21 protein-coding genes are annotated in these 24,086 nt (G+C 73.7%); 13 read left to right on the top strand and 8 right to left on the bottom strand.

What is annotated here, in order from left to right:
* Positions 1-44: 44 nt before the first annotated feature.
* The 5 genes from ppdK to ACFXI4_RS40330 all read right to left on the bottom strand — a co-directional run bounded on the left by ppdK (position 45) and on the right by ACFXI4_RS40330 (position 7,569).
* On the bottom strand, positions 45-2,729 hold the full coding sequence (ppdK, locus tag ACFXI4_RS40350; protein WP_385001374.1) for a pyruvate, phosphate dikinase: 2,685 nt from the start codon (positions 2,727-2,729) through the stop codon (positions 45-47).
* A 314-nt stretch (positions 2,730-3,043) separates the two neighbouring features.
* Positions 3,044-4,666: an oleate hydratase gene (locus tag ACFXI4_RS40345; RefSeq protein WP_385001371.1), complete on the bottom strand. Its 1,623-nt coding sequence runs from the start codon at positions 4,664-4,666 to the stop codon at positions 3,044-3,046.
* Positions 4,667-5,603: 937 nt separating this feature from the next.
* Entirely contained in the window at positions 5,604-6,305 is a 702-nt protein-coding gene (locus ACFXI4_RS40340; protein ID WP_385001368.1) for a response regulator, read from the bottom strand.
* A gap of 78 nt (positions 6,306-6,383) precedes the next feature.
* Complete coding sequence (locus ACFXI4_RS40335; protein ID WP_385001365.1) at positions 6,384-7,064, bottom strand: CBS domain-containing protein; 681 nt, start codon at positions 7,062-7,064, stop codon at positions 6,384-6,386.
* Between the two features lie 40 nt (positions 7,065-7,104).
* Positions 7,105-7,569, bottom strand: coding sequence for a cyclic nucleotide-binding domain-containing protein (locus ACFXI4_RS40330; protein WP_362729657.1), 465 nt, complete (start codon positions 7,567-7,569; stop codon positions 7,105-7,107).
* Positions 7,570-8,020: 451 nt separating this feature from the next.
* Between ACFXI4_RS40330 and ACFXI4_RS40325 the strand changes: the two genes are divergently transcribed.
* From ACFXI4_RS40325 to pflA, 3 genes are all read left to right on the top strand, one after another.
* On the top strand, positions 8,021-8,944 hold the full coding sequence (locus ACFXI4_RS40325) for a carbamate kinase (protein ID WP_385001362.1): 924 nt from the start codon (positions 8,021-8,023) through the stop codon (positions 8,942-8,944).
* Positions 8,945-9,048: 104 nt separating this feature from the next.
* Positions 9,049-11,310 (top strand): formate C-acetyltransferase, encoded by a 2,262-nt coding sequence (gene pflB / locus ACFXI4_RS40320; RefSeq protein ID WP_385001359.1) that lies wholly within the window; start codon positions 9,049-9,051, stop codon positions 11,308-11,310.
* Entirely contained in the window at positions 11,307-12,044 is a 738-nt protein-coding gene (pflA, locus tag ACFXI4_RS40315) for a pyruvate formate-lyase-activating protein (RefSeq protein ID WP_362727478.1), read from the top strand. Before pflB ends, pflA begins: the two co-directional genes overlap by 4 nt.
* 51 nt (positions 12,045-12,095) lie before the next feature.
* Here the strand turns inward: pflA and ACFXI4_RS40310 are convergent, their stop codons facing one another.
* Positions 12,096-12,779, bottom strand: coding sequence for a CBS domain-containing protein (locus ACFXI4_RS40310; RefSeq protein ID WP_385001356.1), 684 nt, complete (start codon positions 12,777-12,779; stop codon positions 12,096-12,098).
* 228 nt (positions 12,780-13,007) lie between these two features.
* Between ACFXI4_RS40310 and ACFXI4_RS40305 the strand changes: the two genes are divergently transcribed.
* Entirely contained in the window at positions 13,008-14,192 is a 1,185-nt protein-coding gene (locus ACFXI4_RS40305) for a site-2 protease family protein (protein ID WP_385001353.1), read from the top strand.
* A gap of 52 nt (positions 14,193-14,244) precedes the next feature.
* Here the strand turns inward: ACFXI4_RS40305 and ACFXI4_RS40300 are convergent, their stop codons facing one another.
* The gene (locus ACFXI4_RS40300; RefSeq protein WP_385001350.1) at positions 14,245-15,171 is read right to left on the bottom strand and encodes a universal stress protein; all 927 of its coding nucleotides are present in this window, start codon (positions 15,169-15,171) and stop codon (positions 14,245-14,247) included.
* A gap of 17 nt (positions 15,172-15,188) precedes the next feature.
* Entirely contained in the window at positions 15,189-16,034 is an 846-nt protein-coding gene (locus ACFXI4_RS40295; RefSeq protein ID WP_385001347.1) for a CBS domain-containing protein, read from the bottom strand.
* Positions 16,035-16,201: 167 nt separating this feature from the next.
* On the opposite strand from ACFXI4_RS40295, the gene ACFXI4_RS40290 reads away from it, so the two are divergent.
* From ACFXI4_RS40290 to ACFXI4_RS40250, 9 genes are all read left to right on the top strand, one after another.
* Complete coding sequence (locus ACFXI4_RS40290; RefSeq protein ID WP_385001344.1) at positions 16,202-16,639, top strand: hypothetical protein; 438 nt, start codon at positions 16,202-16,204, stop codon at positions 16,637-16,639.
* Between the two features lie 115 nt (positions 16,640-16,754).
* Positions 16,755-17,687, top strand: coding sequence for a hypothetical protein (locus tag ACFXI4_RS40285; protein ID WP_385001341.1), 933 nt, complete (start codon positions 16,755-16,757; stop codon positions 17,685-17,687).
* Entirely contained in the window at positions 17,674-19,092 is a 1,419-nt protein-coding gene (locus tag ACFXI4_RS40280) for a V-type ATPase 116kDa subunit family protein (RefSeq protein ID WP_385001338.1), read from the top strand. The genes ACFXI4_RS40285 and ACFXI4_RS40280 overlap by 14 nt, the downstream gene beginning before the upstream one ends.
* Before the next feature lie 4 nt (positions 19,093-19,096).
* Positions 19,097-19,513 (top strand): ATP synthase subunit C, encoded by a 417-nt coding sequence (locus ACFXI4_RS40275; RefSeq protein ID WP_385001336.1) that lies wholly within the window; start codon positions 19,097-19,099, stop codon positions 19,511-19,513.
* Positions 19,510-19,743, top strand: a complete 234-nt coding sequence (locus ACFXI4_RS40270) for a V-type ATP synthase subunit F (RefSeq protein ID WP_385001333.1) — start codon at positions 19,510-19,512, stop codon at positions 19,741-19,743. Before ACFXI4_RS40275 ends, ACFXI4_RS40270 begins: the two co-directional genes overlap by 4 nt.
* On the top strand, positions 19,740-20,249 hold the full coding sequence (locus ACFXI4_RS40265) for a hypothetical protein (RefSeq protein WP_385001330.1): 510 nt from the start codon (positions 19,740-19,742) through the stop codon (positions 20,247-20,249). The genes ACFXI4_RS40270 and ACFXI4_RS40265 overlap by 4 nt, the downstream gene beginning before the upstream one ends.
* A complete protein-coding gene (locus tag ACFXI4_RS40260) occupies positions 20,246-21,967 on the top strand; it encodes a V-type ATP synthase subunit A (RefSeq protein WP_385001328.1) in 1,722 nt (573 codons plus the stop codon). Before ACFXI4_RS40265 ends, ACFXI4_RS40260 begins: the two co-directional genes overlap by 4 nt.
* Complete coding sequence (locus tag ACFXI4_RS40255; RefSeq protein WP_385001325.1) at positions 21,964-23,427, top strand: V-type ATP synthase subunit B; 1,464 nt, start codon at positions 21,964-21,966, stop codon at positions 23,425-23,427. The genes ACFXI4_RS40260 and ACFXI4_RS40255 overlap by 4 nt, the downstream gene beginning before the upstream one ends.
* Complete coding sequence (locus ACFXI4_RS40250; protein WP_385001322.1) at positions 23,424-24,044, top strand: V-type ATP synthase subunit D; 621 nt, start codon at positions 23,424-23,426, stop codon at positions 24,042-24,044. The genes ACFXI4_RS40255 and ACFXI4_RS40250 overlap by 4 nt, the downstream gene beginning before the upstream one ends.
* Positions 24,045-24,086 lie beyond the last annotated feature (42 nt).

The raw sequence follows: 24,086 nt of genomic DNA, 5'->3' as shown, positions 1-24,086 counted from the left end.
CTCCTTTCTGCCGGGGCTCGGGGACGCGAGCCCCGGCCCGGCGCTCACCTGCTGTCGCTCGCCGCCGTCCCGGACAGCGCGGCCCGTCCGGCCTCCAGCAGGGCGACCGGGACACGGAAGGGCGAGCAGGAGACGTAGTCCAGCCCGGCCTGGTGGAAGAAGTGGACGGAGCCGGGGTCGCCGCCGTGCTCGCCGCAGACGCCGATCTTCAGGTCGGGGCGGGCGGCGCGGCCCTCGTCGACGGCGATCCGGACCAGCCGGCCCACCCCGTCGCGGTCGAGGGTCTCGAAGGGAGAGGTGGCGAAGATGCCCTTGTCCAGGTAGGCGGAGAAGAACGCCGCCTCGACGTCGTCGCGGGAGAAACCCCAGGTGGTCTGGGTCAGGTCGTTCGTGCCGAAGGAGAAGAACTCCGCCTCCCCGGCGATCGGGCCCGCGGTGAGCGCGGCACGGGGCAGCTCGATCATGGTGCCGATCGGGCAGTGCACGGGCACGCCGGTCTCCTCGGACACCTCGGCGAGCACCCGCTCCACCTCGGCCCGCTCGATGCGCAGTTCCTCGACGGCGCCCACCAACGGCACCATGATCTCCGCCTCCGGGGCGCCCCCGGCACGCGTGCGCGCCACGACGGCCTCGGCGATCGCCCGTACCTGCATGGCGACCAGACCGGGCACCACCAGGCCCAGGCGCACGCCGCGCAGGCCGAGCATCGGGTTCTCCTCGTGCATCCGGCTGACCGCGGCCAGCAACTCGACTTCGTGCGGGTCCGGCTGTTCGCCCCGGGCCTCGGCGGCGGCGATCCGTACGGCGAGGTCGGTGCGGTCGGGCAGGAACTCGTGCAGGGGCGGATCGATGAGCCGTATGGTGACCGGCAGGCCGTCCATCGCCTCCAGGATGCCGATGAAGTCCTGGCGCTGGAGCGGCAGCAACGCGCCGAGCGCGTCCTTGCGCTCGTTCTCGTCGCGGGCCAGGATCATCGCCTCGACCAGCTTGCGCCGGTCGCCGAGGAACATGTGCTCGGTACGGCACAGCCCGATGCCCCGTGCGCCGAACCGCCGGGCGCGGGCCGCGTCCTCCGGGGTGTCGGCGTTCGCCCGCACCTCCAGCCGGGCGACGCGATCGGCCTGTTCCATGGCACGGGCCACGGAGTCGACCAGCCCGGCCGACCGCTCGCCCGACTCGAAGTACCGCATCACGGCGGAGTCCACCAGCGGAGCCGAGCCCAGATACACGGCCCCCTCGGAGCCGTCGACGGAGATGACCGTGCCCTCCTCGACGGTCACGTCACCCACCGTGAAGCGACGCGACGCGGTGTCCACGGTGATCTCCTCGGCGCCGCAGACGCACACCGTGCCCATGCCACGGGCGACCACGGCCGCATGGCTCGTCTTGCCGCCGCGGCTGGTGAGCACCGCCTGGGCGGCGATCATGCCCGGCAGGTCGTCGGGGGCGGTTTCCTGGCGGACGAGTACCACCTGGTCGCCGGCCGCGGCGCGGCGGACGGCCTCGGCGGAGTCGAAGACGGCCTGACCCACGGCCGCGCCCGGTGAGGCCGGAAGGCCGTGCGCGAGCGCCTCGCCGACGGCGGAGGTGTCGAAACGGGGGAACATCAGCCGGGCCAGGCCTTCCCCGGCGACCCGTCCCAGCGCCTCGGCCGGGCTGATCAGTCCCTCGTCCACCAGCTCGGAGGCGATGGCGAACGAGGCCTCGGCCGTTCGCTTGCCGACCCGGGTCTGAAGCATCCACAGCCGGCCGCGCTCGATGGTGAACTCGATGTCGCACAGATCCCGGTAGTGCGTCTCCAGGGTCTCCATGTGACCGCGCAGCTGCGCGTACGAGACGGGATCGAGCTTCTCCAGGTCCGCCAGGGAGACGGTGTTGCGGATGCCGGCCACGACGTCCTCGCCCTGGGCGTTCGGCAGGTAGTCGCCGTACAGTCCGGGGCGCCCGGTGGCGGGATCGCGTGTGAAGGCGACACCGCTGCCCGAGTCGGCGCCGAGATTGCCGAAGACCATGGTCTGCACGTTCACCGCCGTGCCGAGGTCGTCCGGGATGCGTTCGCGGCGCCGGTAGACGCGGGCCCGCTCGCCGTTCCAGGACTCGAAGACGGCGAGCACCGCCCGCCGCAGTTGCTCGTCCGGGGACTGCGGGAAGTCCTCGCCGGTCTCCCTGCGGATCAGGGTCTTGTACGTCTCGACGAGTTCGGCCAGGTCGGCGGCGTCCAGGCCCAGATCGTCGGCCGCGCCCCGGGAACGTTTGAGGTCGGACAGGGCGCTCTCGAACACGTTGCTGTCGACGCCCATCACCGTGCTGCCGAACATCTGCACCAGGCGGCGGTAGGAATCCCAGGCGAAGCGCTCGTTCCCCGACACCTTCGCCAGACCGAGCACGGAGTCGTCGCCGAGGCCGATGTCCAGGATCGTCTCCATCATGCCGGGCATGGAGAAGCGTGCACCGGAGCGGACGGACAGCAGCAGCGGGTCGTCGGCCTGCCCCAGCCTCCGGCCGGCCGTGTTCTCCACAGCCGCCAGGTGCTCGGAGATCTCCTCGGCCAGCCCGCACGGCTCGTTCCCGGCGCTCAGAAACGTCCGGCAGGCCTCGGTGGTCACGGTGAAACCGGGCGGCACCGGCAGCCCCAGCCTGGTCATCTCGGCCAGGTTCGCCCCTTTGCCGCCGAGCAGTCCGGCCTGGTCGCGGCCGCCTTCTGCGAAGTCGTACACGTAACGGACCATGATCTCGGTCTCCTCCGTCGGGCTTCGGCTGGATGCTCCTCCAGCGAACGCCCGCCGAAGCCCGCTGGCCAGGTGCTGGCGGTCCCCTGCGATGGGCCGGTCGGCCCCATCGTGACCGTCGCCGCCGTTCGAGCAGGGTCCGGCCGGCGGCGGGCCCGAAGGCGGCGGCATCGTGCGTGAGCAGCGCCCACGGCCCGCTGCGAGGTCTCTGTCACGGTCAGCGGCGGCGCACAGAGTCCACGATGCGCCGTCCGGCGGTCGGCCCGGCTCCCGAGGTCCCGGTCGGCCCGTGTGCCCCGCCCCGGGGGCGTGCTTCAGCGGTGGTGCATGGTCTCCAGTGCGGCCGCCAGGACGCGGGGATCGTGGTGGCCCTTGTAGACGGCAGGCGGCTGCCGGTCGAGGTGCAGCAGCCGGGACACCGCGGTCCACGCCGTGCGTACGGAGTACTCGACGGTGAAGACGACGTCGTCCGGCACCTCGGCGAACTGTCCGATGAAGGCGAGGTTGACCGAGCCCTCGGGCACGACGGCGGGGCGGTCGTCACGGCGGCGGTTCAGGAACTGGCTGGTGATGTAGGGCATCACGCACGGGATGACCGTGGACGTCTCGAGGACACGGGCGCTGGTGCGTTCGCCGAAGTGCAGGTGGTGCAGGACCTCTTCGAGGATCTCCCGGCCCGAGCACATGGTCATGGGCTTGGGCGTGTGGTTGCCGGCGCGGCCGGGGAAGAGGCCGTAGCCCCACCAGACCCAGACGCCGTCCGGCTGGTCGCGGTAGACGGGCTGGCGGTTGGCGACGATGGTGAGCAGCCAGTTGGAGTCGGTGAACGTCATCAGCCCGCCCCTGCCGGTGGCCCGCCCGCTGAACTCGGCCAGGGCGTCGAGAAAGGCGGGGTCCGTGGCGGTGACGGTGAAGGACTCCCAGCGGGACTCCTTCACGTGCCTGTCGAAGGCGTCGGGGTTCCCGAAGTCACGGTGGCCCCGGGCCAGCCGGTGCCAGAGCAGCCAGGCGTCCGAGCGCTGGGGAGGCGGCGGCGGTGGAGAGGTGTGCGTGCCGCGGCTGGAGGCGTCGGTCATGGAGCCGTTGGTCACCAGGACCAGGTCCTCGGGGGCTACGGCGATCCGCTCCTCGTGGTCGGCCCGGGACACGCGGACGGCCCGCACCGTCCTGCCGTCCTCCCCGGGGGCGAAGTCGAGGTCGGTGACCGTGCATCCGGGGTGGATGGTCACGCCGCGCCCGCGCAGCCAGGCCGCCAGGGGGCACACGATCGAGTCGTACTGGTTGTACCGGGTCCGGTGGATGCCGGACATGGAGCCGAGCTGCGGGAACAGGTGGATGAAGCGGCGCAGGTACCGGCGGAACTCGATCACGCTGTGCCAGGGCTGGAAGGCGAACGTGGTGCACCACATGAACCAGAAGTTCGTGGTGAAGAAGTGCTCGCCGAAGCAGTCGTTGATCCGCCTGTCGTCCAGGTGAGCCTCTGGAGCGGCCAGACACCGGACCAGGTCCAGCCGGTCGCGCTCGGAGAACCCCATCGATCGGGTGTCGACGATCTTCCCGTCACCGTCGACCAGCCGGGCGATGTCGTCCCAGGCGAACGCCTCGTGCCCGGCCATGATCTCCTGCGTCACCGACACCGAGGCATCGTCCAGCGTGGGAATGCCGGACAACAGGTCGTACGTGCAGCGGAACTCGGCCTCGAACATCCGCCCGCCGCGCATGGTGTAGCCGGCCTCGGCGGTGCCGCCCGCGTCCAGGCTGCCCCCAATGCCCATCTGCTCCTCGAAGAGGTGGATGTCCGGACCCTCGAAGCCGCCGTCGCGGATCAGGAACGCCGCCGCGGCGAGCGCCGCGATCCCGCTGCCCACCAGATATGCCTTCGCCATCAGAACGCTCCTCGTCGCTCGCGCCCGTGCTTCGGAAACCGCACCTCCCACGTTTTCCCGCGCGAGGGGCGCGGTCACTGGGCCATGGGTCACCGGACGGGTCCGGACGGCCCGGGCGGACCGGCGGCACCGGCAGACGCGGCGACGCGGGTCCCTCCGGGCCGTGTCCGGCACGTATCACCATCTGAGCGGGGCGACGCCGCCCGTTCGCCGGCGGGAGCAGCCGGTCCCGCAGATCGGGCCACTCCAGCGCCTGGTGGAGCAGCGAGGCCCGCATTTCCTGCACGGTGACAGCCAGCAGGACGTGTCCGAGAGCCTGCCGCGGGACCGCGGTCAGCGCGCCCGGACGCCGATGATGTCCGGCCTCACTGACCAGCCGGAGAAGGGGACTCACGTCCGTGGGCGACACGGGGTGGAGATCGGCATCGTCGGCACGTGCGGCGTCGCGGAGTTCCGTGACCACGGTGGCGGGCAGCGCGCGGTCAGAGAAGGGGAAACGGCTGCTGTGGCGCCGCCACACCGCTTCGTGCGGGGCCGGGGATACCGACGTCCTGCTCGCACCGGCCAGACGCACCGTGGCCAGCAGGTCCGGTTGCTCCGGGCAGGGCAGCAGCCGGTACACCGGCTCCCAGCCGAAGTGGGCGGCCGCGGCCCTGAGATCGAAGAGGGCGCAGCCGACCGAGACGTGCAGGGCCCTGCCGGTCGGGTCGATGTGGCGCATCGCGCGGTCGGTGGCGGCCCGTATCTGGAGGGTGAGCGTGCCGAGGCGCAGACGCAAGCGCCACGGCTGAGTGTTGTGGACGACCGACGGCGCGGCAACGGCTGCGACCAGTTTCTCCAGGGTGAACGCGTCGGGAGCCGTGGCGGGCATGGCGCCTCCCTCCCCGACCGGGCCGCCCCGCGACGTCGTGGGACGGGTGGGGCGGCGGCTGCCCAGCGTCTCGGGCGGCGGCAGGGGCCGTTCGGCCCACCCGGCTCTCCGTTCGGCTCACCTCGCCGGCCGGTCCCCGGTCTCCGGCTGGTCCAGGTGGGAGGCGAGCACGGCGGCCTGGACGCGGCGCTGGACGCCCAGCTTGGCGAGGAGTCGGGAGATGTGGTTCTTGACGGTCTTCTCGGAGAGGTAGAGCTTCTTGCCGATCTCGCGGTTGGTCAGGCCGTCGCCGATGAGGGCGAGGATGTCCCGCTCGCGGGGCGAGAGGCCCGCCAGCTCGGGTGCCACGGACGGGGTCTCGGCGGGGTCGGCGCGCAGGGAGCGCATGAGGCGGGCCGTGGTCGCGGGGTCCAGCATCGACTGGCCCGAGGCGACGGTGCGAACCGCGGAGACCAGGTCGGAGCCCTTGATCTGCTTGAGGACGTAGCCGGAGGCCCCGGCCATGATCGCGTCGAGGAGGGCGTCCTCGTCGTCGAACGAGGTCAGCATGAGGCAGGCCAGCTCCGGCATCTGGTCGCGCAGCTCCCGGCAGACCGTGATGCCGTCGCCGTCGGGCAGGCGGACGTCCAGGACGGCGACGTGCGGGCGCAGTGCCGGGCCGCGGGCGAGCGCGTGCTGGACGGTGCCGGCGTCGCCGACGACCGCGATGTCGGATTCCGCGTCCAGGAGGTCGGTGATGCCGCGCCGGACGACCTCGTGGTCGTCCAGCAGGAACACGCGGATCGGGTCCTGTTCCGAGAAGGTGCGCGGCTGTGTCATTGAGGTCCCCTTGTTCCCCGACTGAAGGGCGGACTGCGTACCGCCCGGGTCGATCATCGCCCGCCCGGGCCGGTCGTACTAGGGCCGACCGGCCCCACTTGCCTCCTCCGGACGGTTGCCCGTCAGCTCGAATTCGACGTCCACCACTCCTTCGACCGCCCGCACCAGCCGCGCCGCGACAGGCACGAGAGCGTTGTCCCGGATCCGGCCGACGAGCTTCACCACCCCTTCGTGGACGTCGACGTGCAGCACCGAGGAGGGCGGCGGGAAGAGATAGGAGACCACCTCGCGCCGTACCTCCTCGGCGATCTCCTCGTCCTCGCGCAGGAAGACCTTGAGTAGGTCGGCCCGGCTGACCACGCCCTGGAGCAGACCGAACTGGTCCACCACGGGGAGACGCTTGACCTTGGACCGTGCCATGGTGCGGGCGGCGTCGGCGAGGGTGGCGTCCGGGCGGGTGGTGAGCGCGGGGGAGGTCATCAGCTGTTCCGCCGTCACCGCGCCGGCCTTCGTCAGGCCGGCCGTCCGGCGCGGCCGAGACGGGGGGAGGTCCGGGTCGCCGTCCCGGAACTCCTCCTTGAGCAGGAGGTCCGCCTCGGAGACGACGCCGACGACGCGGCCCTCGCCCTCGACGACCGGCAGGGCGCTGACCTGCCAGTCCCGCATGAGCCGCACGAGTTCCTTGAAAGGCGCCTGCGGTCCGACGCTGACGACGGTCTGCGTCATGACGTCGCTCACGATGTGCGGTGTGCCGTGCATGGTCACTCCCAGGGAGAACCGAAGGTGCGGGGACACGTCCTCAGACGCCGGCGTCGGCGCCGTACGGTGCGTACAGGTCCAGCAGGCTGGTACGGGCGGCACGCAGACGGTGTGCGAGCACCTGGCCCACCCACTGGCTCACGGTGTTCCCCAGTGCCGGGTCGTCCTGGCACATGGAGCGGACGGCGACGGCGTCGAACTCGTAGGCCCGCACCGGTGTGGTGGCCTCGGCGCCCAGGTGCCACACATGGGGTGCGAACAGCCAGGACCAGCCGATCAGCTCGTCGTGGCCGAGGTCCTCGACGACGGCCGCCCGGCGGCCGGGAACGTGCATGTCCAGTCCGACCCGGCCGGAACGGATGATCCAGAACCGGTCGGCGCGAGCGCCTTCCTCGAAGAGCCGGGCCCCCTGAGGGAACGAGACCTCCCGGGCGACGCGCATCAGCCGTTCCCGGTGTTCGGCGGGAAGCGCACGCAGCATCGTGGGCGTCGGTGTGGTGAGCATGGTTACCTCCCGGCAGGGCGTACTGACTGGTACTGCCAGCGTGCGGCGGACATCCCGGACCGGACATGGGCCGAACGGTCCCGGCAGCCGGGGACCTTCAGTACGTCCCTGAACCCGTAAGGCCACTCCTCACACCCCTCCGTGGCGCGAACGATCGGTTTCGCATCGATTCGTCCACGGCGCCACGCACAAGGAGCACGGCCATGTCCAGGATCCCGATATGACGCCGGCCGGCACCGGCAGTCCCGACGTGAGGTCCATGCACGGCCTGCCTGCCTGCACGACCGCGGCACCTGCCTGGGCCGGGACCCGCGTTCCGCCCACGGCCTGGACGGCCCGGAGGGCGACGACGAGGTCCTCTCGTCGCCCTGCGCCGATCGCCCTCGGCCAGGCGGGGAACCGGCTGCACACGATCAAGGCCGTACTCGTCGCCACCCTGGAGGACTGAGCCATGCGTATCGTCGTCGCCCTCGGCGGCAACGCCCTGCTGCGCCGGGGCGACCGCCCCGAAGCGGCCGTGCAGCAGGAGAACGTCGACCGGGTCGTCACCGCCCTCGCCGCGCTCGCCCACGACCACGAACTGGTCATCACGCACGGCAACGGACCGCAGATCGGCCTGCTCGCCATGGAGAGCGCTGCCGACCCCGCCCTCACCATCGCCTACCCGCTCGACATGCTGGGTGCCGAGACCCAGGGCCTGATCGGCGCCCTGCTGGCCCGAGCCCTGCACAACGCCCTGCCCGGCCGCCGTGTCGCCACCCTGGTCACGCATACCCTGGTCCGGGCCGACGACCCGGCCTTCGAGCACCCCGCCAAGTTCGTCGGCCAGGTCTACGGCCAGGACGTCGCCAAGGCACTCGCACGGCGCCGCGGCTGGCGAACGGGGCCGGACGGCGGGGGCTGGCGCCGCGTCGTGCCCTCTCCGTCGCCGCGGGGCATCGTCGAGATCGAGACAATCCGCGAACTCCTCGCCGCCGGCACGCTGGTGATATGCGCCGGCGGCGGAGGCGTCCCCGTCACCGCCGACCGTGTCTCGGGGGCTCTCACCGGCGTCGAGGCGGTCGTCGACAAGGACCTCACCGCCGCCCTGCTCGCCGAGGAACTGAAGGCCGACTTCCTGCTCATCCTCACGGACGTCCCCTGCGTGTACGCGGACTACGGCACCCCGGACCAGCGGCCGGTGCTCGACGCCACCCCGGCCCGGCTGCGCGGCGCGGGATACCCCGAGGGCTCCATGGGACCCAAGGCGGAGGCGGCCGCCCGTTTCGTGGAGCGCACCGGAGGGCTGGCCGCCATCGGCGCCCTGGACGCGGCGTACGAGATCGTCCATGCCCGCTCGGGCACGCTCGTCCGGCCGGACCTCGACGGCGGGTGACGGGTCCCAGGGCCGTCCGGCCCCGCCGTGGGGACCGGACGGCACTCCCGCCGCGCGCGGCGGGCGACGAGCATCCCAGGTGAGCGAAGGGGAGAGGAACCACGATGACCGCAACCACGACAACCGGCGACCGCACGGCGACGGACGCCTGGCGAAGCTTCGCAGGCACCCGCTGGCGCGAACAGATCGACGTACGCGATTTCATCCAGGCCAACTACACACCGTACGAGGGCGGCCCGGAGTTCCTGAGCGGCCCCACCGACCGCACCCGAACGGTCTGGGCGAAGGTCAGCTCGCTCTTCCCCGAGGAGCGTCGCCGGGGCATCCTCGACGTCGACACGGCCACCCCCTCCACGATCACCTCCCACGCCCCCGGCTACATCGACCGCGACCGCGAACTGATCGTCGGCCTCCAGACCGACGCCCCCCTCAAGCGCGCGATCATGCCCAACGGCGGCCTGCGCATGGTGGAGAACGGGCTGCGCGCGTACGGCTACGAGCCCGATCCCTTCGTGACCCGCGTCTTCGGCACGTACCGCAAGACCCACAACGACGGCGTCTTCGACGCCTACACGCCCGAGATGCGTGCCGCGCGCAGGGCGGGCGTCATCACCGGCCTCCCGGACGCGTACGGACGTGGCCGGATCATCGGCGACTACCGGCGAGTCGCGCTCTACGGCACCAGTCGGCTGGTGGAGGCCAAGAAAGCCGACCGGGCCAAGCTCGACGCCTGCGGGTCCGGCTCCGACGTCATCCGCGACCGGGAGGAACTCGCCGAACAGATAAGGGCGCTGGGCGAACTGACCCGGATGGCGGCCGGCTACGGCTGTGACGTCTCCCGCCCCGCCACCACGGCACACGAGGCGGTGCAGTGGCTCTACCTCGGCTACCTGGCCGCCGTGAAGGAGCAGAACGGCGCCGCGATGTCGCTCGGCCGCACCTCCACCTTCCTCGACGTCTATCTCCAGCGGGACCTGGCCGACGGCGTCCTCGACGAGACGCGCGCCCAGGAGCTGATCGACGACTTCGTGATCAAGCTGCGGATCGTGCGGTTCCTGCGTACCCCTGAGTACGACGCCCTGTTCTCCGGCGACCCGACCTGGGTCACGGAGTCCATCGGCGGCATGGGCGCGGACGGCCGCACCCTGGTCACCCGCACCTCCTTCCGCTTCCTGCAGACCCTTTACAACCTCGGCCCCGCCCCCGAGCCCAACCTGACCGTCCTCTGGTCGTCCCGGCTGCCCGCCGCCTTCAAGGAGTTCTGCGCGGGAGTCTCCATCGACACCAGCGCCGTCCAGTACGAGTCCGACGAGCTGATGCGCCCGCGCACCGGCGACGACACCGCGATCGCCTGCTGCGTGTCGGCGATGCAGGTCGGCCGGCAGATGCAGTTCTTCGGCGCCCGGGTCAACCTGGCCAAGGCCCTGCTGTACGCGATCAACGGCGGCCGCGACGAGATGACCGGCGAACAGATCGCCCCCTCGGCACCCCCGCTGACCGGCGAGTACCTCGACCACGAGGAACTCTCGGAGGCCTACGACCACGTCCTGGACTGGCTGGCCCGGACCTACGTCAACGCCCTCAACGTCATCCACTACATGCACGACAAGTACGCCTACGAGCGCGTCGAGATGGCCCTGCACGACTACCCGGTGCACCGCTTCATGGCGTGCGGCATCGCCGGCCTCTCGGTCGCCGCCGACAGCCTGTCCGCCGTCAAGTACGCGCGGGTGAAGGTGTTCCGGGACGCCGCCGGACTCGCCGTCGGCTTCCGGACCGAGGGCGACTTCCCGGCGTACGGCAACAACGACGACCGCGCGGACGACATCGCCGTCGGCCTGGTGGAGACCTTCATGGCGAAGGTCCGCCAGTACCCCACGTACCGCAACGCCGAACACACCCAGTCGGTCCTCACCATCACCTCCAACGTCGTCTACGGCAAGCACACCGGCGACACTCCCGACGGCCGCCTCGCCGGACAGCCCTTCGCCCCCGGTGCCAACCCGATGAACGGCCGCGACCGTCACGGCGTCGCCGCCTCGGCCCTCTCGGTGGCCAAGCTGCCGTACGAACAGGCCCGCGACGGCATCTCCCTGACCACGACCATCACGCCCGAGGGTCTGGGCCACAACCCGGCGGAGCGCGCGGGCAATCTGGTGGGCATCCTCGACGCCTACACGGCAGCCGGCGGCTTCCACATGAACGTCAACGTCCTCGACCGCACGACGCTGGAGGACGCGATGGAACACCCCGAGAAGTACCCGGACCTGACGATCCGCGTCTCCGGATACGCCGTCAACTTCGTCCGCCTGACCCGCGAGCAGCAGCTCGACGTCATCAGCCGCACCTTCCACGGATCGCTGTGAGCACCGTGCGGCGCGGCCGGATCCACTCCTGGGACCTGTCCACCGGCGTGGACGGTCCCGGGACCCGGTTCGTCCTCTTCCTCAGCGGCTGCCCGCTGCGCTGCCTGTACTGCGCCAACCCGGACACCTGGCACATGCGCGACGGGCGCGAGTCGACGGTGGACGAGGTGATGGCCGAGATCGAGAGATACCACGCCCTGGTGACCACGGCCGGCGGCGGGGTCACTCTCACCGGCGGTGAGCCCCTCCTCCAGCCGGCCTTCGCGGGCGCGGTACTGCGCCGCTGCAAGGAGGCCGGTCTGCACACCGCCCTGGACACCTCCGGCTTCCTCGGCGCCCGCGCCGACGACGAACTCCTCGCCGACACCGACCTGGTCCTGCTGGACATCAAGTCCTTCGACGTCCCCACCTACCGCGCCCTCACCGGCGGCGAACTCACGCCCACCCTGGACTTCGCGACCCGCCTCGACCGCCTCGGCGTCCCGATGTGGATCCGCTACGTCCTGGTCCCGGGCTGGACCGACACCCCGGAGCCCGTCGACGGCCTGGCCCGTTTCGTCGCCGGACTCCCCGCGGTGCAGCGGGTCGACGTCCTCCCCTTCCACAAACTGGGGGCCTCGAAGTACACGGCTCTCGGCGTTCCCTTTCCGCTGCGCGACACCCCCGTTCCGTCACCCGAACTGGTCGAGCGGGTGCTGGGGCAGTTCCGCAGGCAGGGGGTCGAGGCCTACTGACGGACCGGGCCACCGGGGAAGTGCTCCGTACCGGTGGACCGTGCCGCCCGATCAGGGCGTACCTGACCGCCCGTCGGGGGCCGGGCGGCGCGGCGGCCCGGTGAGTGCGCAGTTCACCTCGACCACACCGGGGACGGCGCGTGCGAGCCGTGCGGCGAGGGGGATCAGGGCGCTCTCGTCGACCTGCCCGGCGATGGTGACGACACCGTCGTGCACGTCCACCCGGATCGCGTCGGTGTGCGTGCCGAAGAGCCGTGCGACGACCTTGTGCCGCACCTCCCCGGCGATGTCCCGGTCCTGCCGGAGGAAGACCTTCAGCAGGTCGGCGCGGCTGACGATACCGTTCAGGGCGCCGTCGCGGCCGACGACCGGGAGTCGCTTGACCCGGTGGCGGGCCATGAGACGGGCGGCGTGGGCGAGGGTGGCGTCAGGCCGCACGGTGACGGCCGGGGTGGTCATCAGCTCGGCCGCGGACATCGCGTCCGCCTTGCGGACGTCGGCGGGGTACCGGACCCGCCCGTAGCGGCCGATGTCTCCGTCGCCGTACTCCTCCTTGGGCAGCAGGTCCGCCTCGGAGACGACGCCGACGACCGCACCGGTCTCGTCCAGCACGGGGAGGGCGCTGACCCGCCACTCGTGCATGACCTTCACGATGTCCTTGAAGACCGCGCCGGTGCGCAGGGCGACGACCTGACGGGTCATCATGTCGCTCACGACGGTCGGGGTGCCGTTCATGGCGTCCTCCAAGGGCTCTGCCGACGCGACGGGACACCTCCAGACTGCGGCTTCGGACCTATCGGGTCTTGGGCCGAGTGGTCCCGGTCTGCTTCCCCCGCCGGCTCGTGGCCGGCGGGCTCCGGGCCCCGGGCAGGGGGCCGAGTGTCCCCGACGAGAGCCGGTCGGCCCCTCCGGGGCCGGCCACCGCCGTCGCACGCTGTAGGTGCCGCGGGTGCGATCCGCACCGTGCGGGAGCCGGAAGGCGAGGCGAGGTTCATGGACGAGTCGCTGTCCCTCGGCCGGATCGCCGGTGTCCGGGTCGGTCTGCACTGGAGCGTCCTGGTCATCGTCGCGCTGATCACCGTGGCACTGGCGCACGGCCGGTTGCCGGCCGCCCACCCCGGTCACTCCCCGGTCGCGTACTGGGGTCTCGCCGTGCTGACCGCCGTCGTGTTCCTCCTCTCGTTGCTCGCGCACGAACTGGCGCACGCCGTGGTCGCCCGGCGCAACGGCGTCGAGGTGGAGGGCATCACGCTGTGGATGCTGGGCGGCGCGGCCCGGCTGCGGGGTGAGGCCCCGTCACCGGCCGCCGAGCTGCGGATCGCGGGTGTGGGTCCCCTCACCAGTCTGCTGGCCGGAGGTGTCCTGACCGGAGCCGCCGTGGGACTGGACGCGTTGCACGTGACCGGACTGGTGGTCGAGGCGGTCGCGTGGCTGGGCGCGATCAACATCCTGCTGGCCGTCTTCAACGCGCTGCCCGCCGCTCCGCTGGACGGCGGCCGGCTGCTGCGGGCGTACCTGTGGCACCGCACCGGGGACCGGCTGCGCGCCACCCGGGGGGCCTCGGCGGCGGGCCGGGCGCTGGGCTGGTTCATGGTGCTGACCGGGTTCGCGGACGTGCTGTTCGCCGGGGACCTGGCCGGCCTGTGGCCCGCGCTGATCGGCTGGTTCCTCATCGCCGCCGCCACGGCCGAGTCCCGCCAGGCGCAGATCCGGGGAGTCCTGGAGGGCGTCCCCGTCCGCCGCGTCATGACGCCGGCCCCGGTCGTCGTCCCCGAGACGGTGATCCTCTCCGACTTCCTGGCCGAGGGCCCCTTCGGCCCCTACCGGCATTCGGCCTACCCGGTCCTGGCCGCGGACGGTTCGGTCACCGGCCTCCTCACCCTGCGCGGTGTGCAGACCGTGCCGGCGCAGGCGCGAACGCACACGACGGCCGGCGACGTCATGCGGCCCCTCGGCGACGTCGTGACCGCCACGTCGGACGAGCCCGTGGTCGACCTGCTGCCCCGGCTCCAGGAGAGCCCCGCGCGCCGCGCCCTCGTCCTCGACCAGGGCCGTCTCGTCGGTATCCTCACCCTCGCCGACATCACCCGGGCCCTGGCCTGGCCGGCCCCGCGGGAAGACCGGGGCGTGCCGGCTTCCCACCCGTAGCCCGTAGCCGCTGTGCCTCATCAGCCCCGTAGCCCGCAGCCGCTGTGTCTCATCAGCCGTGCGCGACCACGGCGACCGGCGCGACCACGTGATGGAGAACGGCGTGGGTGACGTGGCCGATGTGGGTGCCGAGGGGGCTGGTGCGGATCCGGCGGCCCACGACGGCCAGGCAAGCGTCGCGGGAAGCGTCGACGAGCACCTGGGCCGCGCTGCCGCAGCGGCTCGTCTCGATCACCTCGACGCCGGGGAACTTCCGCTCGACGCCGGGGAACTTCCGCCGCCAGGGACGCAGTGCGTCGGTCAGGGCGGTGGCCTGCCGCCGTGCGAGCGAGGCATGCAACCGCACGCCGTCGAAGCGGCGGAAGTCGCCGGGCGGCTCGGTCCAGACGTGCACGGCCCTCAGGACCGCGCCCCGGCGCGCGGCGGCGTCGAAGGCGAACCCCAGCAGCGTCCCGTCCGCGTCGCCGATGTCCAGACCGACCACCACGGGTCTGGAGGGGGCCGGGGCGGACGGGCCGTCGACTTCGGCGGACGTTTCCCGGTCGTCCCAGGTGGCCTGCCCTTCCGCCCTGACCAGCGTCAGGGGCCGGACCGTGTGGGCGATGACGAAGAGGCTGACCGAGCCGACGAGAAACCCGCCGAGGCCGCCGAGGCCGCGTGATCCCAGGACCAGCAACTCAGCGGCGTCCGCGGCCTCGGCCAAGGCGAGGGCCGGGTCACCGGTGACCCGGTCGGCGGTCACCTCCACGCCGGGGTGGCGCATGCGCAGCTGCTCCGCCGCGTCCCCGGCCGGATCCCGGTGGGTCCGCTCGTGCCCGCTCTCCGCGCCGGACGGCGCCGCACGGTTCCCGGGCACCGGGTAGCGGACGTGCAGGACCTTCAGGGGCAGGGCGCGCAGGCCCGCCTCACGGGCCGCCCAGTCGGCTGCGGCGCGGCTCTGCGGCGAACCGTCGAAACCGACGGTGACCGTGCGGGACATGATGGCGGCCCCGGGGCTCAGACCGCGGTCAGGAGGTTCTTCACCTCGACCACGTCGGCGATCGCCTCGGTCTCGGCCACCAGCCGGGCCCCGGTCGCCATCGGCAGCCGGCCCGACAGTTCCACGATGCCGTCGTGCACGGTCACCGCCACCGACGTCCGGTCGCCCGGAGGGCAGACGGCCCGGATCCTGTCCTCGACCTCGGCCTGTATCCCGGAGTCGTCCCTGATCAGGGTCTGCAGGAGTGCGTCGCGGCCCACGGCGCCGACCAGCCGGCCCTCGTGGTCGGTGACCGGGATCCGCTTCAGCCGGGACAGCGAGGCGAGCCATGCGGCCTCCGCGACGGTGGCACCCGGCAGCACGGTGATCGCCGGACTGGTCATCAGGTCGGCCGCGGTCTCGCCCCGGGCCTTGTCGTGCAGCCGCCGTTCGCGCAGCCTGTCGACCGGCCGGGGACGGCGGCCGGAAGCCTCCATGGCCACCTTCGCCAGCAGGTCCGACTCGGAGACGACGCCCACCACGCGGTCCTGTGCGTCCACGACCGGCAGGGCACCGACGTGCTCGCGCGCGAGCAGCCGGGCGATCTCCCGGTACCGCAGGTCGTCGTGCAGGGAGACGGCGGGCACCTCCATCACGTCCCGTACCAACGGCGCCCCGGAGCCGGTCGCGGGTTCGGGCGGGGTCTTCACCGGGGGAGGCGACGGCTGTCCCACCGGCTCCGCGTGTTCGGCCGCCGCGGCGGCCACGGCGCCCAGGTAGCGCACCAACATGTCCTGGCGGGTGCCCTCGCCGGGGCTCCAGGGCCGGGAAGGCAGGGAACGTCGTGCCTCGGCCCCGGTGGAGAAGTTCTCGTGCTGGTTCACTGTGGCCTCCGGAGTCATTCGGGTTGCCTACCGTTCCAGTCTCATGCTCCGCCTCCGGCCGTCCAGAGCCGAACGGCCCTGATGGAACGGCGTGAAGGCCCTATCCGGTGCGGACGCGGACGAGGACGGTGAAACTGGAAAGCAGCCGACCGGCAGGAGGCCGGGACATGAGCCTGCGGGACTTCCTGGAACGGTTCCGCCCGACCGGGACACCGGGGGCGGCCGTCAGCGGCGTGCCCCCCGACCGGGGAGCGGAACGCGCGGCCGAGCTGGCCCCCGCCCTGGCCCGGCTGACGGCCGTACAGCAGGAGGCCGCCCGGATCCGGGCGGCCGGGGAAGAGGCCGCGGAGACGATCCGGCGGGAGGCCGGACGAGAGGCCGCGGGCATCGTGGCGGCCGCCCGGGAGCAGGCTCCGGAGACACGGCGTCAGGCTGCCGAACCGTTCGTACGGGACGCGCTGCGGGAGGCCGAGGCCGTTCGCGCCGCCGGGGACCTGGCCGCCGACGCGGTGCGGGAGCGAGGACGGGCCGGGCTGCCCGCCCTGGTGGAGGGCGCGGTGGCCCAGGCGCTGCGGTCGGTCACGGCTTCGGGCGCGGCACCGTGAGCGCCCGGTGCACGGCCCGGGCGGCTCGGGTGCGCGTCCGAGCAGGCCGGCCTTCCCGGCCGGGAGGCACGGTGTCGAAGGCACCGCGGCCGGTGCTCTGGACGGACGCGGCACCATGAGCGCCGGATGGGTGGCCGGAGCGGTCCGGGCGCGGGCCATGGCCGACCGGTATCCGGGTGCCGCCGGGGCGCGCGAGATCGCGATGTGCCCGTCGCTCGACGAGGCGCTGCGAAGGCTGGCCGGGACACCGTACGTCAGGTACACGAGAGAGACGGCCGGGCTGGCCGGGGCCCAGCACGCGGTGGCCGCGACGCTGCTGTGGCATCTGAGGGTACTGGCGGGCTGGCTGCCGCGGGGCGGGGCCCGGCTGCTCGTGCCCCTCGTCTCGGGATTCGAGGTCGCCAACGTCGTCGCCCGGCTGGCCTCACCGAACGGACCCGGCACCGGTACGGCGGGGCCGCCGTACCGGCTCGGAGCGCTGGAGACGGCCTGGCGGCGCCTCGCCGAGACCGGTACCCCGGCCGAACTGCGTGCCGCGCTCGCCGCGTCCGCATGGGGTGATCCAGGGGGCGACACGCCGTGGGCGATGGTCACGGGCATGCGGATGGCCGCCGTGCGGCGCACCGCCCTCAACGTCCCGCAGGCGCGGAAGTGGGCCGTCGCACGCGCGGCCCTGCTGACGGCGCGTGAACTGTTCGTGCACGCCCGCTCCCTGCCGGAGCCGGTCCGGCGGGACGCGGCCCGGCTGCTCGGGGGACGTGCACCGGACGCCGCCTCGTACCGGGAGTTCCGCGAGGGACTTCCCGGTTCGGCCCGGCGGCTGCTGGCGGACGTCGAGGAGCCGGCCGGACTGTGGCGCGCGGAGGTCCGCTGGTGGCGCGTGGTGCGGGACGACGGAGTGGCTCTGCTGCGCGACGGCAGCCCCGGGCCCGGCGTCGTCGTCGGCGCGGTAGCGCTGCTCTCCGTGGACGCCTGGCGGATGCGGGCCGCCCTGGAGTCAGCGGCCCGCGGCGGCTCGCTCGGGGAGGCGTTCGATGCCCTGGCCTGAGGCGATGACACCGGTCCGGATGCGGCGCGTGGCGGTGGTCGTGCCGCGCGCGGCGCTGCGGGACGCGCTGGTGCGGATCGCCGAGGCGGGCTGTGTGGAACTGGACCGCGCGGAGGAGACGGTCCCGGGCCCCGCGGCACTGCGGCTGAGGCGGCTGGCGGGCCATAGCGCCCCGCGGAAGGTGGGCAGGACCGCCGCCCTGGCCGTCGCCGCACCCGACCTGGACCGTCTCGAGGACCGGCGGGAGACGGGCCTGCTGGCCGGGGAGGCCGAACTGGAGGAACGCGCGGAGGGTGCCGTGCGGCAGGGCGAGGTGTCGGCGCTCGCCGGGTGGTGCCCGGCGGCCGAAGTGCCCCGGGTGACCGAGCGGCTCGCGGCGGCGGGCGGCGCGCTGCTGGTGCTGCCGGCTCCGCGCGGCACCGATCCCCCGACGCTGCTGCGCAGCACCGGGGAGGTCTCGTTCACGCCTCTTGTGACGACGTACGGCACTCCGTCGTACGCGGACCTCGACCCGTCGTGGCCGGCGGGTCTCGCCTACGTCGCGATGTTCGGGATCATGTTCGGCGACGTCGGGCACGGGGCCATGCTCCTGCTCGGTGCGCTGGCCCTGCGCTTCGGGCGGCCCCGGCGGCTCGCCCCGTTGCAACGTCTCTGGCCGTTCCTCGCCGGCGCCGGGCTCGCCGCCATGCTCGCGGGCGCCGCCTACGGCGAGTTCTTCGGGCCGACCGGCCTGCTGCCGGTGCTGTGGCTGGCGCCCCTGCGGAGCCCGGCCCGGCTGCTGGCGGCCGCGGTGGTGACCGGGGCCGCGCTGCTGGCCCTCGCGCACGCCGCGGGCGCGGTGAACCGGGTGCGTGAGGGCGGCTGGGCCGCGGGGCTGTACGCGGCGTCCGGCGTGGCCGGGCTGCTGTTCTACCTGGGGCTCGCGTCGGCGGCCGCGGGACTCGTCCTGCACGTGGTGCCGGCCGCCCTGGCCGGGGCGGTGCTCGCCTGCGCCGGGCTGGCGCTGGTGGCGCTGGGGCTGTTCCGGGCCACCGCGGGCGGCGGCGCCGGCCTCGCGGAGACGGGGGTGCGGCTCTTCGACGTCGTCGTACGCACCGGCACCAACACCTTGTCCTTCGCCCGGCTCGCGGCCTTCGGCCTCACCCACGCCGCGCTCGCCGACCTGGTCTGGCGCGGTACCACGGGCCTGGCGGCCCGCGGACCAGCCTGGTGGGCCGGTGCCGCCCTGCTGTTCGCGGTCGGCACGGCCCTCTCCTTCGGCCTGGAGGCCCTGGTGGCCGGGGTGCAGGCCCTGCGGCTGGAGTTCTACGAGATCTTCTCCCGGCTCTTCGAGACCGAGGGCCGTCCGTTCCGTCCCTGGCACGTCCCTCCGGCGGAACCCGCCGACGTGCTCCTGCGAAGGTGATCACATGCTCGCCTGGCTGATCGTGCTGCCGGTCCTGGTGGCGGTGCTCGGTGCCGTACGGCTGCTTTGGCGGCGCCGGACCAGACACGCCTTCCGCTGGCTCCTGGCGACGAACCTGGTCCTGCTGGCGGGCGCCGGTGCCGTCCTGGCCACCGCGCTCTCGGGCCCGGCCCAGGCCTCCGCGCAGGCCGCGGCCGGGGGCTCCGGCACCAACGGCTCCGCCCTGATCGGGGCGGCCGTCGCGGTGGCCGGAGCCTCGATCGGCGCCGCCATCGCGGTCGCCTACACGGGAGCCGCCGCCCTCGCCGCGCTGAGCGAGCGCCCGGAGATGTTCGGCCGGGCCATGGTGATCGTCGGGCTGGCGGAAGGCATCGCGGTGTACGGGCTGGTGGTCGCGATCCTGCTGATCGGAAAGGCATGACCATGGGAACGGTGGCCGCCATCGGTGCCGGGACGAGTGTGGGCGGTCTGGCCCTGGCCGGGGTCGAGGTGCTGGCGGCGGAGTGTCCCGACGAGGTGCGGCGCGCCTGGCGGGAACTCCCCGGCTCCGTCACCCTGGTGATCCTGACCGCGGCTGCCGCCGACACACTCGGAGCCGAGGCCACGGAGCCGGATCAGGCGCGGCCGCTGACGGTGGTGATGCCCCGATGACGGCCACCGTGGACGAACTGGACCCGGTCCGTGCCGAACTGCTGCGGGCCGCCCGTGCGGACGCCGAGGCCGCCGTGGCGCGGGCGCGCGCGGACGCGGCGCAGACCCTGCGTGCCGCGCACGCCGACGCCGGGCGGGTACTGGCCCAGGCGCGGGAACAGGGCGCCGGGGACGGACAGGCCGAGGCCGCCCGGGAGCGGGTGCGTGCCGCCGAGGACGCCTGGAACCGGGAACTGGCGGCCCGCGCCGAGGTCTACGCGGACCTGGGGGCGGCGGTCCGTTGCGGCGTACGGCGGGCGCTGGCCGGGGGAGCCGTCCCGCCCGGCCGTCTCGCCCGGACCGCCCGCGGGCTGCTGGGCGAGAACGCGCTGATCACGGCCCCACCGTGCGGCGGTGTTGTCGCCGAGGTGCCCGGACGCCGTCTCGACCTCCGCGCGGACACCCTCGCCGACCGTGCCCTGGAACAGCTGGGGGCCCGGATCGAGAGCCTGTGGGGCGAGCCATGACCGTCGCGTCCGCACGAATCCTGCGGGTCGCCGGGCCGCTGGTGGAGATGGCGTGCCCGGCCTCCGTGGCCATGCAGGACCTGGTGCTGCTGGGAGCCGCCCGGCTGCCGGGCGAGGTGGTCGCGGTCCGGGGAGACACGGCCACCGTCCAGGCGTACGAGTACACGGGCGGCCTGGCGCCGGGGCACCCCGCCGAACCGCAGGGCCACCCGTTGTCGGTGCGGCTGGGCCCGGGCCTGCTCGGAGGTGTCTTCGACGGCCTGCTGCGGCCGCTGTCCGGAGCCGGCGACCTGCTTCCGGCCGGCGGACCCCGGACCATCGCGGACCGGCGCACCTGGCCGTACACGCCGAAGGCCGCCGACGGAACGCGGGTGGCGGCCGGTGACACCCTCGGCGAGGTCACCGCGGCCGTGCCGCTGCGGCTGCTGGTGCCGCCCGGCCTTTCGGGCGCGGTCGGCGCCGTCGCGGCGGCGGGCGAGTACGCCGCCGACGCCGTGCTCGCCACGGTGGGCGGGCACGAGGTGCGCATGGCACAGACCTGGCCGGTGCGCAGGCCGCGCCCGGTCGCGGAGCGGCTGCCCGCCGTGCTGCCGCTGCACACCGGGCAGCGCGCCGTGGACCTGCTCTTCCCGGTGGCCCGGGGGAGCACCGTCGCCGTCCCCGGCGGCTTCGGGACCGGCAAGACCATGCTGCTCCAGCAGATCGCCAAGTGGTGCGACGCCGACGTCATCGTCTACGTCGGCTGCGGTGAGCGCGGCAACGAGATGGCCGACGTCATCGAGGAACTGGCGGAGCTGTCCGACCCGCGCACCGGGGGCCGGCTGTCGGAGCGCACGGTGACGATCGCGAACACCTCCAACATGCCGATGATGGCGCGGGAGGCGAGCGTGCACACGGGGGCCACGGTCGCCGAGTACTTCCGCGACATGGGCCTCGACGTCGTCGTCATCGCCGACTCGACGTCCCGCTGGGCGGAGGCGCTGCGGGAGTTCGCGTCGCGGATGGGCGAACTCCCCGCCGAGGAGGGCTATCCGGCCGGGCTCGCCTCGCAACTGGCGGCGTTCTACGAACGGGCCGCGGCCGTGCGCACGCTCGGCGGCGCCACCGGGTCGGTCACGGTACTCGGTGCGGTCTCCCCGCCGGGCGGAGACCGCACCGAGCCGGTGACCGCCCACAGCGAACGGTTCGTACGGTGCCTGTGGAGCCTGGACCGCGACCTCGCCTACGCCCGCCACTACCCGGCCGTCTCCTGGACGGACTCCTTCTCCCGGGACGCCCCGGCCCTGGCCGCGGCCCACGCGAGGGCCGGGGACCCGGACTGGGCGGACCGACGGGCCCGGGTGGCGCGGCTGCTCGCCGAGGCGGACCGGCTGGCCGACCTGGTCGAACTGGTGGGCATCACGGCCCTGCCCCCACGCGAGCGGATCAGCGTGCTCGCCGGACGGCTGCTGCGCGAGTCCGTGATCCAGCAGAACGCGCTGTCCGAGGCCGACGCCTACAGCGCGCCCGAGAAGACGGCGGCGCTGGTGGCGGCCGCCCTGACGGTGGTCGACCGCTGCCTGGACCTGGTGGACTCCGGCACCGCCGCGGACGCCGTCGAGGCGGTCGACTTCACCCCGTTGCTGCGCGCCCGCGAGGCCGCCGGCCCGGCGGAGACCGCGCCGGTGGCGGCCGCCCGCGACACGGTGCTGGCCGGGCTGGCGGAGGCGGCGGCATGAGCGGGCCCGCGGACCGGGCCGGCGCCGAGACTCCCGCGGACGCCGCCGCCCCCGTCCCTCCCGTGGACCCGGTCGCCCCGGTGGCCATCGAGTACACCGCGGTACGGGAGCTGCGTGGCCCGCTGGTGGTCCTGGAGGGGGTGCGCGGGGTCGGCTGGGACGAGTCCGCCACCATCACCCTCGACTCGGGTGAACGACGGCACGGCCTGGTGCTGGAGGCGGACCGGGACCTCGCCGTGGTGCAGGTCCTGGAGGACACCGCCGGCATGGACCGCGGCGGCACCCGCGTCGCCTTCTCCGGCTCCCCCCTGCGCATCCCCGTCGGCTCCGGCTGGCTGGGCCGGGTGTGCAACGGGCGGGGCGAACCGGCCGACGGCGGGCCGCCGGTGCTGGGCGCCACCTGGGCGGCGGTGGGCGGTGCCCCGATCAACCCGGTGCGCCGGGAGCCCCCGAACGAGGCGGTCCTGACCGGCGTCACCGCCGTGGACGTCCTCACCACACTGGTACGCGGCCAGAAGCTCCCGGTGTTCTCCGCGGCCGGGCTGCCGCACCTGGAACTCGCGGTGCAGATCGCGGCCCAGGCGGTCTGCGGCGGCGAGGCGTTCGCCGTGGTCTTCGCGGGCATGGGGCTCACCCACGCCGACGCCGCGTTCGTCCGCGCCGGCCTGGCGGAGCGCTCAGCCGCCCGGGAGCTGGTCCTGCTCCTCAACACCGCCGACGACCCGGTCATCGAACGGCTGCTGACCCCACGGCTCGCCCTGACGATCGCCGAGGACCTGGCGTTCACCGGGGGCCGGCACGTCCTGGTGGTGATGACGGACATGACGGCCTACGCCGAGGCGCTGCGCGAGGTGTCGGCCGCGCGTGGCGAGATCCCGGCCCGCCGGGCCTACCCGGGCTACCTCTACAGCGATCTCGCCTCCCTCTACGAGCGCTGCGGCCGGATCAGGGGCCGCCCCGGATCGGTGACCGTCCTGCCGGTGCTCACCATGCCGGCGGGCGACATCACCCACCCGGTCCCCGACCTGACCGGCTACATCACGGAGGGTCAGATCGTGCTCTCCGCCGAGGTGCACGCGGCCGGTGTGTACCCGCCCGTCGACCCGCTGGCCTCGCTGTCCAGGCTGATGCGGCACGGCGCCGGGAGGGGGCGGACCCGCGCCGACCACCCGGACGTGGCCGCGCAGCTGCTCGCCGCGCTGGCCCGGGCGCGGCAGGTGCGGGAGCTCGCGGACCTGATCGGCCGGCCCGCGCTCAGTCCCGTCGACCTGCGCCACCTGGACCTCGACGACGCCTTCGAGCAGCGGTTCCTCGCCCAGGCCACGGACGAGAACCGCACGCTGGACGACTCCCTGGACCGCGCCTGGGACGTCCTGCTGACGCTTCCGCGCAGTCAGCTCGGCATGATCCCGGCGGAGCTGCTCGACGCCCACCACGCCCCGCACGAGGGGCCGCAGTGAACGGGCACGGCGGCAGGGTGCCGCCGGGCCGGGCGGGTCGGCTGCGGCTGCGCCGCAGCCTCGCCACCGCGCTGCGCGGAGCGGAGCTGCTCGAACGTAAACTCCGGCTGCTGCTCGACCGGGAGCGGGTGGCACGCCGCGCGGCGGAGGAGGCCGGGGAGGTGTGGCGGCAGCGCCTTGCCGAGGCGGACACCTGGCTGGTGCGCGGAGTACTGCTCGGCGGTGAGGCGGCGCTGGCCGAGGCGGTTCCGGCGGACCGTGCCCGGGTCGACGTCGGATGGGCCTCGCTCATGGGCGTACGCCATCCCTCGACCGTCTCCTGGACGGATCCCGTGCGCTCACCCGGGGAGCCGAGCCCGCCCGGCACCGCACTCGCCCACGCCGGGACGGCGTACCGCGCGGCGGTCCGGGCCGCCGCCGAGCACGCCGCCCACCAGGCCGCCGCGGACCTGCTCGCCGCCGAGGCGGTACGCACCCGGCAGCGGGTCCGCGCCCTGCACCGGCACTGGATCCCCCGGCTGCGAGACGAACTCGCGGCGGTGGAACTGGCCCTGGAGGAGGCCGAGCACGAAGAGGCGGTACGACGGCGCTGGGCCGCCGCACGCGGCTCAGGCTGACCGGGAACCGGGACGCACGGGACGGCGGGCCCGCCCGGGGCC

The organism is Streptomyces sp. NPDC059224, assembly GCF_042754285.1.
GTDB lineage: Bacteria > Actinomycetota > Actinomycetes > Streptomycetales > Streptomycetaceae > Streptomyces.
The sequence above is the reverse complement of the archived record's forward strand: the minus strand, read 5'-3'. Positions and strand labels throughout refer to the sequence as shown.